Annotated in this window: 11 protein-coding genes; 1 reads left to right on the top strand and 10 read right to left on the bottom strand. The window is 65.9% G+C overall.

Annotated elements, in window-relative coordinates:
• Positions 1 to 19: 19 nt before the first annotated feature.
• A complete protein-coding gene (locus ASC95_RS30010; protein ID WP_082567839.1) occupies positions 20 to 1,870 on the bottom strand; it encodes an ATP-dependent endonuclease in 1,851 nt (616 codons plus the stop codon).
• Positions 1,871 to 2,335: 465 nt separating this feature from the next.
• Positions 2,336 to 2,587, bottom strand: a complete 252-nt coding sequence (locus tag ASC95_RS16110) for a hypothetical protein (RefSeq protein WP_057298727.1) — start codon at positions 2,585 to 2,587, stop codon at positions 2,336 to 2,338.
• A gap of 111 nt (positions 2,588 to 2,698) precedes the next feature.
• Between ASC95_RS16110 and ASC95_RS16105 the strand changes: the two genes are divergently transcribed.
• Positions 2,699 to 3,259 (top strand): cytochrome b/b6 domain-containing protein, encoded by a 561-nt coding sequence (locus ASC95_RS16105; RefSeq protein ID WP_057298726.1) that lies wholly within the window; start codon positions 2,699 to 2,701, stop codon positions 3,257 to 3,259.
• A 38-nt stretch (positions 3,260 to 3,297) separates the two neighbouring features.
• Here the strand turns inward: ASC95_RS16105 and ASC95_RS31180 are convergent, their stop codons facing one another.
• From ASC95_RS31180 to ASC95_RS16070, 8 genes are all read right to left on the bottom strand, one after another.
• Positions 3,298 to 3,489 (bottom strand): hypothetical protein, encoded by a 192-nt coding sequence (locus ASC95_RS31180; RefSeq protein WP_162250786.1) that lies wholly within the window; start codon positions 3,487 to 3,489, stop codon positions 3,298 to 3,300.
• Complete coding sequence (locus tag ASC95_RS16100) at positions 3,486 to 4,022, bottom strand: hypothetical protein (RefSeq protein WP_235537947.1); 537 nt, start codon at positions 4,020 to 4,022, stop codon at positions 3,486 to 3,488. The genes ASC95_RS31180 and ASC95_RS16100 overlap by 4 nt, the downstream gene beginning before the upstream one ends.
• 121 nt (positions 4,023 to 4,143) lie before the next feature.
• A complete protein-coding gene (locus tag ASC95_RS16095; RefSeq protein ID WP_057298725.1) occupies positions 4,144 to 4,809 on the bottom strand; it encodes a type 1 glutamine amidotransferase domain-containing protein in 666 nt (221 codons plus the stop codon).
• Between the two features lie 89 nt (positions 4,810 to 4,898).
• Positions 4,899 to 6,188 (bottom strand): phosphatidylserine/phosphatidylglycerophosphate/cardiolipin synthase family protein, encoded by a 1,290-nt coding sequence (locus tag ASC95_RS16090; RefSeq protein WP_235537946.1) that lies wholly within the window; start codon positions 6,186 to 6,188, stop codon positions 4,899 to 4,901.
• A 197-nt stretch (positions 6,189 to 6,385) separates the two neighbouring features.
• Complete coding sequence (locus ASC95_RS16085; RefSeq protein ID WP_057298724.1) at positions 6,386 to 7,522, bottom strand: porin; 1,137 nt, start codon at positions 7,520 to 7,522, stop codon at positions 6,386 to 6,388.
• Positions 7,523 to 7,767: 245 nt separating this feature from the next.
• A complete protein-coding gene (locus tag ASC95_RS16080) occupies positions 7,768 to 10,254 on the bottom strand; it encodes a TonB-dependent receptor (RefSeq protein ID WP_057298723.1) in 2,487 nt (828 codons plus the stop codon).
• A 21-nt stretch (positions 10,255 to 10,275) separates the two neighbouring features.
• Complete coding sequence (locus ASC95_RS16075) at positions 10,276 to 11,211, bottom strand: beta-propeller fold lactonase family protein (RefSeq protein ID WP_057298722.1); 936 nt, start codon at positions 11,209 to 11,211, stop codon at positions 10,276 to 10,278.
• Positions 11,212 to 11,324: 113 nt separating this feature from the next.
• On the bottom strand, positions 11,325 to 13,457 hold the full coding sequence (locus tag ASC95_RS16070) for a TonB-dependent receptor (RefSeq protein WP_082567838.1): 2,133 nt from the start codon (positions 13,455 to 13,457) through the stop codon (positions 11,325 to 11,327).

The raw sequence follows: 13,457 nt of genomic DNA, 5'->3' as shown, positions 1-13,457 counted from the left end.
GCCCAGAATTCCGCGGACGCTATTGCAATCGGTCGGTCAAGGCGGCGACGATTTTTGTGATTTTCCCCTTGGTTTCGTCGCTCAAGTGAGCCAATGTGATCTCACCCCGCTCTACGGCCAAGGCAAAGGTAAATGCGAGCACCGGCTTGGATCGACCGGAAGTTTTTACGAATTCAGAATTCTCTTTCGAAATGTTTATGGCTTCATCGCCAAGGACAAATCGCGCAAAGTCAGCGTTGCTGAATGCATCCTCAATTCCAACACAGTCAGGGAGCTTAACAAGCTTCGTTGACGCCAACTCTGAATCATCGCCGAACAGTTCACGCTTCATCGACTTGAGTGCTTCGCGCCCTTGTTTGTCATCATCAACGGCGACAATAAAGTCGAGGCCCCAGCCGCGAAACATATTCGCCAACGCTTCAATTTTGTTTACGCCAGTCGATGCAATGAAGTGAGCCTCCGTTTTTACATTGAGCAATCGCCAGAAAGAGCTTAAATAGTAAAATCCGCTCATTTCCTCAAGCAGGACATTGTTCTTTTTTCGGATTACTTGATGTTGCGAAAGATCCGCACCCATTGCCGTAAGGACCGGCGACAAGGTGTCCGTTGAGGCCGTGCCCAAACGGTGAGCGTCAATTATTTTTGTTGGGCTGTCATCCAAGTCGCTATCGCGCTGAACCGCATGAACCCGAAACAATTTTGAATACTCCAGCATTTGAGGGCTGTGAGTGGAATAAATGACCGTTGACGTGTCTTTGCCGAGCTTGTTGATCAGCCGGAGCACATCACACTGTGCTTTGGAATGCAAATTTGCGCCAGGCTCATCTAAAAGAAATATCCTGCGACTGCCAACCTTCTCTGAAGCTTTTAACTGGAGATAGAACGAAATAAACCAGCGAACTCCTTGGCTTCGTTGTTTGGGGTAGAGTTGCGTATTTCCGTTGCAAACCCAGAAAATCAAGTGAGGCTTTCCAGCTTTTTCTGGAGTGCTAGCGTCATAGTGGCCAATATCGCACTTTAGTGAAAGACGATCCGATTGGCCAATCGTCTGGCTCCAAAAAGAGTTGAAGTCCTCGCTTACTCTTGAATTTGCCCGATTGAGAATGTTTTCGCGCGTTCTACGGTCGGCGACTGCTAATTTCGGCAGGTCTATATCTGCAATTTGCAAGAAATTCTGAGCGGCTTTGGCGCCGGGGCCTGTTGGTTGCCCCTTTTCGTCAATGTCGACTTGATTGGGTAGTCGGCCGGACTCTTCGTTGAAAAGTATTGCAAGGGGCAGTAGTCCCCAAAGCTCAACCCCGATATCTTCTTCCGTTGGTGGATTGGCAGTTGCCTGTTCTGCGGTGGCCACCTCCGGCATTACGGTTGTTGCGTTGGCTGCTGCCGATGACGCGGAGTCACTGGACTCGCTTTGTGATTCGTTTGTTGTTGTATTGGCGGCGGCGATTTCGGCGGCATCAACTAGAGAATCTAGTATTGGATCTATCGTCCGTACGTATGCTTCGAGTGCCGTTTTTACGGCGGTAGCCGTATAGCCCCATCCACATTCAATTTCTACCCGATTTTGATGGGCGGCGAGGTATGTTTGCAGCGCTGTTCTCTTTGCTGGAGAAAGGTTTTTGAGCTTTTCCTGAGCTTCTTGAGACGTAATGCCGATTCGGATAAATACTTCAGCAATGGGAGCTCCGATTCGAAAGTCGTCTGCAGTTGGTCTTTCATAAGATAGAGCGTAGTAAAGAGCCTCAAGAACTGAGCTTTTGCCGCTTTCGTTTTGCCCAACCAAAACGGTGATTCCGTCGGGAGAGAACGGCACCCAGCCTGAATCGACAATTGCGCGAAAATTTGTTATGCGAAAGGCAAGTAATTGCACCGCGTCCTCCCTAGGTTTTTTAAAATGGCGGTTAACTAAGCAATATTAAAAATGGCCGTGAAATTGTTAGTCCGCACGTGCTATTGGTGTCGCCTGCGCAAGCAAACGTCCTAATGCGAAAACCTACCGCTTAACTTGATCAGACCTAAGTCCGATCATAGATATGGAAGCGGCGCCGCAGATCCGCGCGTCAGCACGGCAGTAGACGCGTTGGCGCATTGATCTGTACAGCGTGTTCCTACTGATCTCGGCGCTTCAAGCCGCTCTATGACTAGCTACCAAAAGGGCAGTAGCGTCGACTCAACTTAAGCGCCGAGGCCGGCGGTGAGTCACGCACGATTCGGGGTCACGCACGATTCGGGGTCAGGTCTTAAATCTAAAGTCCGGCGCCCCGGGGCGCAGCAGCCGCATCGGTGTCGTTTTGAGCCGTGCCATCGCGGCATCGCCGCGACGGCGCGGCCGTCCTCAGAAGAACACGATCCCGCCAAACGCGAATCCGTTCATCCTGGCATCGCTGCCGGTGACCCGCTTGGAAGTGGTGCGGCTCAGTTCCGTCTCCAGCGTCACGCTCTTGGTCAGCCTGTAGTAGCGGCCGGCGGTCACATTGGTGCTGCTGCGCAGGTCGGCAGCCGCGCCGTCCTTCAGCTTGCTCTCGCCCCAGTTCAGCCGGAGCTTGGTCTTGGCCGTGGCCCGCCAGCCTGCCTGCAGCCGCACCATTCGCCGCTTGCGTTTGCCGCGTCGCCGCCGGTCAACACCTTGCCGTATGTCAACTCCCCGTCAATCCGAGCCCACCACAATCACTACAACAGTTCTGGCCGCACCATCCCCATGCCCACCCCCCGCTACGACCCCCTCAGCCGCGCCCTGCACTGGCTGACGGCCATCGCCGTGACCGTGGCCTTCATCCTGGGTCCGGGCGGCTTCGGACGGATGATGCGCAAAGGCATCGACCCGGCCACGCGGCTGGACATCGTCTGGCATGAGTCCCTGGGCCTGCTGGTGCTGGCGCTGACGCTGGCGCGTCTGCTGTGGGTCGCGCTGCGGCCGGGCAAGCCGCGCTTCGAGATGGCGGCGTGGATGCATGGGCTCTCAAAGCTGGTGCACGGCGTGTTGTGGGCCTTGATGCTGGCCTTGCCGGCCACGGCCTTGCTGGCCCTGGGTAGCGAGCACCATCCGCTGACGCTATTGGGCGGCGTGCGGGTGGACGAATTCCCCTGGATCGCCGGCTCGCGCCTGGGCGAGGCAGCGGACTGGGGCGACGTGCATGGCCTGCTTGGCGACGTGCTGATGTGGCTGGCTGGCCTGCATGCGCTGGCCGCGCTGTATCACCACTTCCTGCGCCGCGACGGCGTGCTGGCGGCGATGCTGCCCTGGCAGATCAAGCGCTGAACCGCCTCATCGTTCCCCTGAAGGTCCGTCGCGGAGCCTCAACGCCAAACAGGGTTTCGCGCTGGTCCAAGCCAGACCAGGCGTTTGAAGTAGGCCTTTCGTCCCTGCCTGGTGCCGCCGTTCTCGAAGCCCCACAAGCAGCGCTGGATGTCGGCCTCAATCTCGGCCAGCGAAAGCTGGGCGGCTTCTTGCGAGAAAGTCGGCGTGCCTGAACGGGAGCGCCGTTTCATGCGGCCCGGCGCTGCAACTTGTCGCCACAAGACGGTTGCCCGTTGAAGAACAAGACCAGATCGAAGGCCGTCAGGACCTTGCCGCGGTACGGATGGGCCTCGGCGATCTCAAGCGTCCGACCGGTTCGCGCTGCGATGGCAGGGGCCAGTGACATGTCGAGTTCGTCGGGATCGATATGGAGATCCTTCGCCAGCACGTCGCTTGCGCGGACCGGGAATGAGTCGAGCTGAATTTCACGTTGCAACTCCTCATACACGGCGCGGATGACCCACGGGTCAACTGCGCGGCGATCAAAGCTGCGAGCAAAGTCGCAGATGGATTCGCCGGCGCGGCAGGACGCCAAGGTTTGCAGCTCCCGCTTGATGCGACGAGCAGAACGAAGGGCCCAAAGCCACATTGCGGCACACAGGCCGGCCGCGATTGCCAACTGAGCAGGCGTTGCCCGATGCGCCAGGTACAGCAGTGCCGCTAGCAAGGCCAGCAGCGCCAGACTGCCCATCGCACCGAGCTTGGGCGGCTGCCTCTTGGGCATCAGGCGTGACGGTAGACGCATGGCTTGGGCCAGGTGGACTTCGGCGTTATCTGACGGGTTGACCCGAGCAACGATAACCGAGGGACCTCACCGAGCGCCGTTCAAGGCGCCACCGCGCCGGTCAGCGCCCCGACATCGCCTCAACCAGCGCCTTGCCCACCGCTTCGCTCGAATTCGGGTTCTGCCCCGTGATCAGATTGCCGTCCTGCTCCACATGGCTGAGCAGCGGCAGCAACGCCGAATGGAAGTCCGCACCGCTGGCCTTCATCTCGTCCTCCAGCAGGAAGGGCACCACATCCTTCAACCGCGCCAGGAATTCTTCGGCATTGGTAAAGCCAGTGGCGCGGCGCCCTTGGAAGAAGGGCTGGCCGTCGGCGCGCTTGGCATGGACCAAGGCGGCTGGGCCGTGGCAGACGGCCGCGATCACCTTGCCGGCGGCATCGTGGCGTGCCACCAGGGCGTGCAGGGTCGCATCCTTGGCGAGGTCCATCATCGGACCATGGCCGCCGGGGATGAAGATGGCGTCGAAGGTCTCGTCCTGCACGGACGCGAGCGTGACGCTGTGCTGCAGCGCCAGCAGGGGCGCGGCCCAGTCATGCCGCTGCTCGTCGTTCGGGGCCGTCTTGGGGTCCAGCGGCACGGGGCCGCCCCAGGGCGATGCGACTGTGACCGCGATGCCGGCCTCGGTGGCCGCCAGGTAGGGCACGGCGAACTCTTCCAGCCATAGGCCGGTCGGATGGTCGGGGGCGAGTTGGACGGCACTGGTGGTGACAAAGAGGGCGCGCATGAGGGGGCTTTCAGGGTGACAGCGCAATTTAGGCGGCTGCCAGCGCGCGCGCTGTAGGAGGCCATGCCGCGGGCGATGGACTCCAGCTTTCAGAGCTGGGTGTGCAGCAGCCTGGCGGCCTGCTCCAGCAGCTTTTCGGTCCAGGGGCGGTGGCGCCACTCGTCCAGCGTGATGCGGCGCGCCTTGGCCCAGTCGGCCTCGAACACCTGCTGCTGGATGCGGCCGAAGTCAGCGCTCAGCACATTGAGGTTGGCCTCGTCGTTGAGGCGGAAGGAGCGGTTGTCGAAGTTGGTCGAGCCCACCGACGAGAACACGCCGTCCACGACGATGCCCTTCACATGGAACATGGTCGGCTGGTACTCGGCGAACTCGATGCCGGCCTCCAGCATGGGGCCCCAGTCGCTGCGCGAGGCCAGGCGCACCGCCTCCGAATCGATGTGCTCGCTCGGGGTCACCACGCGGATCTTCACGCCCCGTTTGGCAGCGTCGATGAGGGTCTTGACCGTCAACGCGTCGGGCACGAAGTAGGAGTTGGCCAGGTCGATGCTCTTGCGGGCGGCGGTGATGGCCAGCAGGTACATCAGCTCCATGCTCTCGCTGCCGCCGCTGGGCGAGCTGCTGAACATCTGCGCGGCGTAGGGCCCGGCGGGTTGGAGCGCCGGGAAGTAGTTTTCGCCGTGCAGCACCTTGCCGGTGGCGCGCATCCAGTTGTCCAGGAACACCGACTGCATCTGCGCCACCACCGGGCCTTCCACGCGATAGTGGGTGTCGCGCCACTCGTTCTTGTTGCGCGCCTTGCCGCGCCATTGGTCGGCAATGCCCACGCCGCCGGTGAAGCCCACGCGCCCGTCCACCACCAGCAGCTTGCGGTGGGTGCGGTTGTTCAGCTGGCCCCAGTTAGCCCAGTTCGGCTCATGGAAGCGCTCGCATTCCACGCCGCCGGCCTTCATCTCGTCCAGCAGGGCCGCGTCCATCTTGATGCTGCCCACCCAGTCCAGCAGCACATGCACCTTGACGCCGGCGCGGGCGCGCTCGGTCAGCGCCTCGACGAACTCGCGGCCGATGCTGCCCGACCAGTAGATGTAGGTCTCGAAGGTGATGGTCTTGCGGGCCGAGCGGATGGCCGCCAGCATGGCGGGAAAGATCTCGTCGCCGTTGAGCAGCGTGTCGACCTGGTTGCCCTCCACGATCTGCGGGCCGAGCAAGGCGCCGAGCGCACGGCGGAATTCGGCGTCGTCGGTTTCGTACAGCTTGGGCAGTTGCTGCTCGATCTTCTGCTCGCGGCCGGCCAGGTTCTGGTAGACGAGCACGCCCAGCAAGGTCAGCAGGGCCGTAGCCAGTGCGACCGCCAGATGGGAAGCCATGGTGCCCTTGTTCATCGCCGCTTCCGCAACGGCCCGGCATGGGCCGCACAGCCGGGCCGCTCGCGTGGCGTGCCAGCCCGTGGTGGCGAAGCCGGCCCTCTGCCAGCTTCAGGATGCCGATATTAGGAACGATCCCTGCCCCGCGTCGTAGGCCGAGGCGCCGCGATCGGCAGGGGGCCGCCGCCGTCCGCGCGCCTCGGTACAGCCGCGCGTCAGAAGAACACGATGCCGCCAAACGCCAGACCGTTCATGCGCGCCGAGTCGCCCACCACGGGCTTGGACGTCGTCCGGCTCACCTCCCCCACCAGGGTCACACTCTTGGTCAGCCCGTAATACAGCCCCGCCGTCACATTGGTGTTGCTGCGCAGATCGGAGGCCGCGCCGTCCTTCAGCCTGCTCTCGCCCCAGTTCAGGCCGAACTTGGTCTTGGCCGTGGCCTGCCAGGTGGCTTGCAGCAACACATTGGTCTGCTTGCGGTTGCCACTGTCGCCGTCGGACAGCACACCCAGGCCCTTGCCCGATTGCAGGTTGGCCGCAAAGCCCAGCGCGCCGAGGGTGACGCTGGCGCCGACCTCGGCGCCGTTCATCGTGAAGCTGGCGGCGCCGCCGGTGCCTTCGAACTTCTGATGCTTGACGCCCACCCAGGCCTTGCCACCGTCGAACTTGGCAGTGGCCAGGGCCTGCAGCTGCGGCTCATTGCGGCCGATGGCGGCGCCGGCATCGACGGGGCTCATCAGCGCGACGGTGGCCGAGAAGCCGCCGCTGGCGGGCAGGCTGTAGGCGATCTGGCCATAGGTGCCGAGGTAGGTGTAGCCGGAGCCGATGTGGCCCAGCGTGACGCGGTTGCGCTGGGTGGCGCTGACGGGGGCGCCGGCGCCGAGCAGGGTCATGTCGCCGAGGATGGCGGACTGGCCGAACAGGCCGTAGTCGCGGCCGAGCTTGACGCTGCCCATGTCGGCATTGCCGAAGGTGACGAAGCCCTGGCGCACGTCGACGTTGCTGTTGTTGGAGATGGCGTCGCCCGAGGCGACGGCCGCGCCGATCATCAGCGTGGCCTGGATGTCGTAGCCGTCCTGGCGCGTCTTGGCCGTGGTGGTGAGGGCGTTGGGCAGCAGGCCGTTGCCGATGACGGTGCGGCCATCGGTGCCGCCGCAGCCCAGGCCCTTGGTGGCCAGCGCCACGCCGCTGACGGCCTGCGAGCCGGAGCAGCTGGTGTGGGTGTAGTAGGCGTTGACGATGCCGCCCAGGCTCAGGTCCCATTCGCCGGCCTTGAAGTCGGCGGCGTGGGCAGATGTGCCGGCGGCGGTGAGCGCGGCGGCGATGAAGGTGCGGGTGTTGTTGAAGTTCATGTTGTCTCCAGTTGGTATTTGCTGAGGAAGCCCAGCGCTTTGCGCAAGCGCTATGCCAGTACCGACGTGGAGCGAGTGAGAGCGTGCGGCGTTGCGGCGCGGCGCAGAGGGCACAACCGAACGTGCCGCACTGGCACGTTGCCGCGGGTCGCACCGGACACGGGTTGTGCCGCGGTACGCGTCGCGCGCCGCGCCTTTGTGCAGCGTGGCTGTGGCGGCGCGGAGCAAGTGCCGAGGGCTTGTGCCTAGAAGCTGTACCTCGCGCCCACAGACATGCTGCGCGGTGCGCCCGGTGCGTAGAACGTCGCGTGGCGCAGCGGCCGGTCGCCGTTCGCGTTGGTCGCAAAGGGCCGGCTCCGGAAGTTGCCCGCATCGTCGAAGCCCGTGGGGCCGAGCTGGGCGGCAGTGCAGTAGGCGCGGTCGAGCAGGTTGCTGACCTGCGCGAAGAGCTTGAGCCCCTTCATCGGCTTCCAGGCCGCGTTGACGTTCAGCACCGCGTAGCCGGCGCTGCGGCCCGCGCCGAGGTAGTAGGCGCCATCAGGTCGGTGCTGGCCGTTCTCGTTGCCGCGTGCAGCCGCGCCGCCCATCGCTATGGCGTCGGCGCCGAGGGACCACGCATCGCCGAGGTCGAGGTCGGCATAGAGCTTGAGCATGCGGCGCGGCACCAGCGGGATGCGGTCGCCGGGCTGGATGGCGATGTTGCCGACCACGCCGGGCAAGCCCGCCCGGGCCGCGTCGTTGCTGCTGTTGGACGCACCGTTGACGAGTTCGGCCGTGCGGTAGGTGGCATCCAGCAAGGTCAGGTTGGCGCCTGCCGTCAGGCCCCGCGCAGGCTGGCCGCTCAGGCCCAGCTCCACGCCCTGGCGGCGCGTCTTGCCGAAGTTCTTGAAGTAGCCGAAGCCGGCTGCGTCGTCGGCGACGAAGAGCAGGTCACTGCGGTTGTCGGCGCGGAACACGCCCAGGCTCCAGGCCAGCGGCGCGCCGGCCGCGCTGCGCATACCCGCCTCGACGGTGGTGGTGACGACCTGCCTGAGCGGCGGGTCGCCGGCCATGGCGTTGGGCAGCTTGCAGGGGTTGGCCGGGTCGGCGCAGCCCAGCTCGATGGACGACGGGTCGCGGCTGCCCTGGCTCACGCCGGCCCAGGCGTTGACGCCGGCCACCGGCGTGAAGGTCAGCCCCAGCGCGGGGTTGAGGCGGCTGAAAGCGTGGTCGCCGTCCAGCGAGCCCGGGCCGGCGCCCGGCGTGATGGCATCGCGGTTGCGCGCCGTGCTGTGGTTGTAGCGGGCGGACACGGTCAGGTGGGTGGCACTGGCCACGGTGAGCACGGTGCTGGCGAAGACGCTAAGCGTGCGCGTGCGGCCCGCCAGGTCCACGCGCGTGTCGTAGGGTGCGCCGTCCACGCTGCCGCCGCTCATGCCGTCGCCGAAGGCACCGACGCCGCTGATGCTGCGGTCGGCGTTCAGGTAGCCCAGCTCCGAGCCCTGCATGAAGTGGCTGCGGCTGAAATCCGCGGCGGCGCCGATCAGCGACTGGCTGGGCATGCCGAGCAGCGCGCCGTCATGGCTGAGCTGGGCGCTGAAGCCGGCGTTGTGCTGGTGCGTGCGGGTCTGGTTGATGACGCCATTGCACTTCTCGCCAGGCTCGTCCTTCAGCAGGGCCTGGGCGATGCAGCGCCATTTCGGGAAGGGCGTGTTGGCCGCGCTCTCGCCCGCGGTGGGAAAGCCGCTGTAGCCCGCTGCCGCCAGCGCGGCGCGCTCGGCGGCGCCGGGTTGGTAGAGCGACTGGTCGAGCGCGTCGTCGTTGAGGTCGCCGTTATAGGTGCGGGTGTGGATGGCGCGAACGTAGGCGTTGCCGGCCAGCGTCCACTGCTCGCCGAGCGATCGAGACAGCGCGAGGTTGAGCAGTGCCGCGCGGTTCCTGGTGTTGTCCGGCCGCGTATAGACGCTGGCGCGGTCGCGTTCGAGAAAGCGCTGCTCCTGGAGGCCGTTGCCGTTGAGGTCGGTGTCGGCCAGCGACACGGTCAGCGCGGCGTCGCCGTCGCCGCTGCGGTGGCCGAGCTTGGCGAAGAGCTGGTTCACGTCGGACTTTGAGTCGACCCGCCAGCCGCGCTCGCGGAATTTGTTGCCGGTGAGGTACCAGTGCGTGCCGTCGCCGTCATGGCCGCCATGCTCGAACTCCACGGTGAGGCGGCCGTGTGAGCCGGCCGCCAGCTGCAGCGACGTGCCCGGTTGCATCAACCCGTCCTTGGTCTGCACGCTCAAGGCGCCGCCGAGCGTGTTCAGGCCGAACAGCGGGTTGGAGCCCGGGTTGAGCGCGATGGAAGCAATGGCCGCCTTGGGGATCAAGTCCCAGCTCACCACGTCGCCAAACGGCTGGTTCAGCCGCACACCGTCGAGGTAGACCGACAGCCCCTGCTGCGAGCCCAGCAGCGGCGAGGCCGTGTAGCCGCGGAAGTTGACGTCGGGCTGCAGCGGGTTTCCCTGCATCTCGTTGAGGTGGACGCTGCCCAGGCGCCGGTTCATGAAGCTGGCGAGGTCCTGGGCCTGGCTGCGCTCGATGTCGGCGGCGCGGGCCGTTTGCACGGCAGCGGGGATCCAGTCGCGCGGGATGTCGACGCCGGCCACCGGCGACACACCGACGACCTGAACCCGTTCGAGCTGGATCTGGGCGTGAGCGGCGGACGCATAGGCGAGTGCCAGCGCCGCCCAGCAACTGCTGTGGCGGTGAGTCATGGGGTTCCTCGGTTGCCGCTGCTAGCGGATCACCACGCCCCAGGGCAGCTTGCCCACCACCACCTCGGCCACGCGCTGCAGCGTCTCGGTGTCGATGACCGACACCGCGCCCGAGCGCCCGCAGGCCACGTAAAGCTTGCGACCGTCGGGCGTCAGCGCCATGTTCCACGGCCGCTGGCCGACGGGGATGGTGGCGACCAGGGCCATGCGCTCCACGTCCAGCACCGACACGGTCGCATCGCCGCCGTTGGAGATGAACACGCGCCGGCCGTCCGGGTGCACGCTGATGCCGTTGCTCTTGGGGCCGGCCATCAGCTTGTCCTGCACCGTGAAGGTCTGCATGTTGATGACGTAGATCTCGCTGGACATCTCGGCCGCCACGAACGCGCGCCGCCCGTCCGGCGAAAAACCGATGCCGCGCGGCCGCGTGCCGACCGGGATCTGCGCGACCTGGCTGCGCTTGTCGACGTCGATGACGTCCACCGCGCTGCCCTCCTCGGCGCTGACCAGCACCCAGCGCCCGTCGGGGCTGAAGACGGCGTGCTCGGGGTTCTTGCCGCGCACCTTGACGGCGAAGCTGCGCGCCATGGTGCGCGTGTCGACGAAGACGATCTCGTTGGCCTCCTCCACGGCGGCCACCACCCAGCGGCCGTCGGGCGACTGGCCCAGGCCTTCCGGCGATTCGCCCAGCGGGATCTCGCCGGCCTGGCGCCGGGCGGCGAGGTCGATGACGACGAGGCGGTTGCCAGGCTGGTCGCTCACGTAGGCACGGCGGCCATCGGGGCTGATGACGGCGCCGCGTGGCTTGGCGCCAGCGGGCAGCTCGTAGATCACGGCGTCGGTGGCGGTGTCGATGACGCTCAGCGTGCCCGAACCCTCGTTGGACACATAGGCCAGCGGGCCGGCGTGCGCGACTGCCGCGGCAAGCAGGGTCAAGGTGGGCAGGGCGTGGCGCATCGCGGGCTCCTCAATGCAGAAATGCAACCACAGAGGCACAGAGCCACAGAGCGCCTTCTTCTCTGTGCTTCCTCTGTGCCTCCGTGTCTCTGTGGTGGTCTTCGGGGTTCATCTCAAAAGCGATAAGTGGCGTTGGCGCTGGCAAGCCAGGTGCGACCCGGTGCGGGCTCGAAGAAGCGGCCGTTGCCGTCATTGACGATGACGGAGCCGGCGTAGCGGCGGCCCGCGAGGTTGTCCACGCGCAGCAAGGCGCCCAGGTCCCAGGGACCGAGGCTGAGCTGGTAGCCCGCATGTGCGGCCAGCGTCGTGTAGCCGGGGGCGGCGTCGTTGTTGAGGTCATTGACGTAGACCTTGCTCAAGGCCCGCGCTTCGGCGCCGAAGCGCCAGCCGCCTGCGGGTTGCCAGGTCAACGCGCCATAGACGGCTGTGCGGGCGATGCCGGGGATGCGGTTGTCGGCAATGACCTGTTGGTTGGCGGCAGCGCAGGGCGTGGCGGTGCAGATCAGGAAGCTATCGCGGTAGCGCGCGTCCAGCCAGGTGGCGGCGACCTGCGCCTGCAGCGTGCTCGCGAGCTGGAACGTGCCCGACGCCTCCAGGCCGCGGCGGCGCGTGGCGCCGGCGTTCTGGTAGGTGGCGCGGCCGCCCAGGTTGGTCTGCGTGACGATCTCGTGCTCGGTGCCGGTCTGGAACAGTGCCAGCGTGAGCTCGGCGCCATCCCAGGGCCTGGCCTTGAGGCCGGCCTCGACGCTGCGGCTGACCGACGCCTGCAGGCCGAAGTTCAGGCCGGTGGCGCCGCTGGGGCGGTAGGCCAGCTCGTTGAGCGTGGGCGTCTCGAAGCCGCGGCCGGCGGTGGCGTAGACGCGCAGGCGCTCGCTGACCGCGAAGCTTGCGCCCAGCACCGGCAGCGTGGCCGAGTAGCTGGCGGCGCCGCTGTCGTCGGGGTTGGTCTTGGTGATGTAGGCGTCGGTCGAGCGGAAGCTGACCTTAGCGCGACGCACGCCGGCGTTGAGCAGCCAGGCCGGCGTGGGCCGCCATTCGGCTTGCAGGTAGGGGTCGGCGTTGCTGACGTGGTTGGTCTCGTCGCGGCGCAGGGCGCCCTGCACACCGAGCGTCGTGCCGATGAAGTTCTGGGTGCCGACGCGGTGCTCGCTCAGCTCGTCCGCCGCAATGCCGGCGATGACGCTCGCCGTGGCACTTTTCCAGCGCCAGCGGATATCGGCGCCCTGGTAGTCGCGCGACAGGTCGATGACGCCACCCGGGTGCAGCGCGTTGCCCTGGGTCGCGACCGGGATGGACTGGAACTGCATCGTCGTGCGGTGGCCCTGGTAGACCATCACGCGCAGGGTGTTGGCCGCGTCGATGCCGTGCTCCAGCACCAGGCCGCCCTGCTGCTGCTTCATCGTCTTGCGGGTGTTGAAGCTCAGCGCGCCGGGGTCGACGCCGCGCGGGTCGGCTTGCCACTGCGCGCGGGTCAGGCCGAGCGGGTCCTGCGCCTCGGGCAGCTCGACGCTGTTGGCAATCAGCGTCAGCTGGGTGTCGGCACCGAGCTTGAAGTTCAGCCGCGCATTGCCCAGGCGGCGTTCGGTCTGGCTGTGCTGGCGGTAGCCGTCGGTCTCGAAGCGGCTGGCGCCCAGCGTGTAGCCGATGGCGCCCGCCCTGCCGCTGCTGGCGATGGCCACACGGCGCAGCCCGTCGCTGCCGAAGCTCACGCCGGCGTCCAGCCGCGGCGAGCCGGCGGGGTTCTCGGAATAGATGCTGATGACGCCGCCCGACGAGTTGCCATACAGCGCCGAGAACGGGCCGCGCAGTACCTCGACGCGGCCCACGGTGCCGATCTCGACGTTGGTGATCTGGCCCTGGCCGTCGGGCAGCGTGGCGGGGATGTCGTCCACGTAGACGCGCACGCCGCGGATGCCGAAGCTGGCCCGCGCGCCAAAGCCGCGTACCGAGATCTGCACGTCCTGGGCGTAGTTTTGGCGGTCGCGCGCCAGCAAGCCCGGCACGGCGCCGAGGCCTTCGGAGAGGTTGACCTGGGCGCGGCCGGCGCGCAGCGCGTCGCCGTCGATGCGATCGATGGAGGCGGGCACGTCAAACGGCGTGGCTTCACTGCGAGTGACTGTGACGACGACGGGTTCGAGGACGGTCGGTGCGGGCGCAGGTGCGCCGTGGGCGGTGTGGGCGGCCGCGCTGGCGGCTGCCAGCGCGAGTGCCGTCCTTCGCGCCGCGGGCGCGAATCTTTTGTTCAT

Origin of the sequence: Pelomonas sp. Root1217 (assembly GCF_001425705.1) — a bacterium.
Lineage (GTDB): Bacteria > Pseudomonadota > Gammaproteobacteria > Burkholderiales > Burkholderiaceae_C > Pelomonas.
This window is presented reverse-complemented; position numbering and strand designations above follow the sequence as displayed.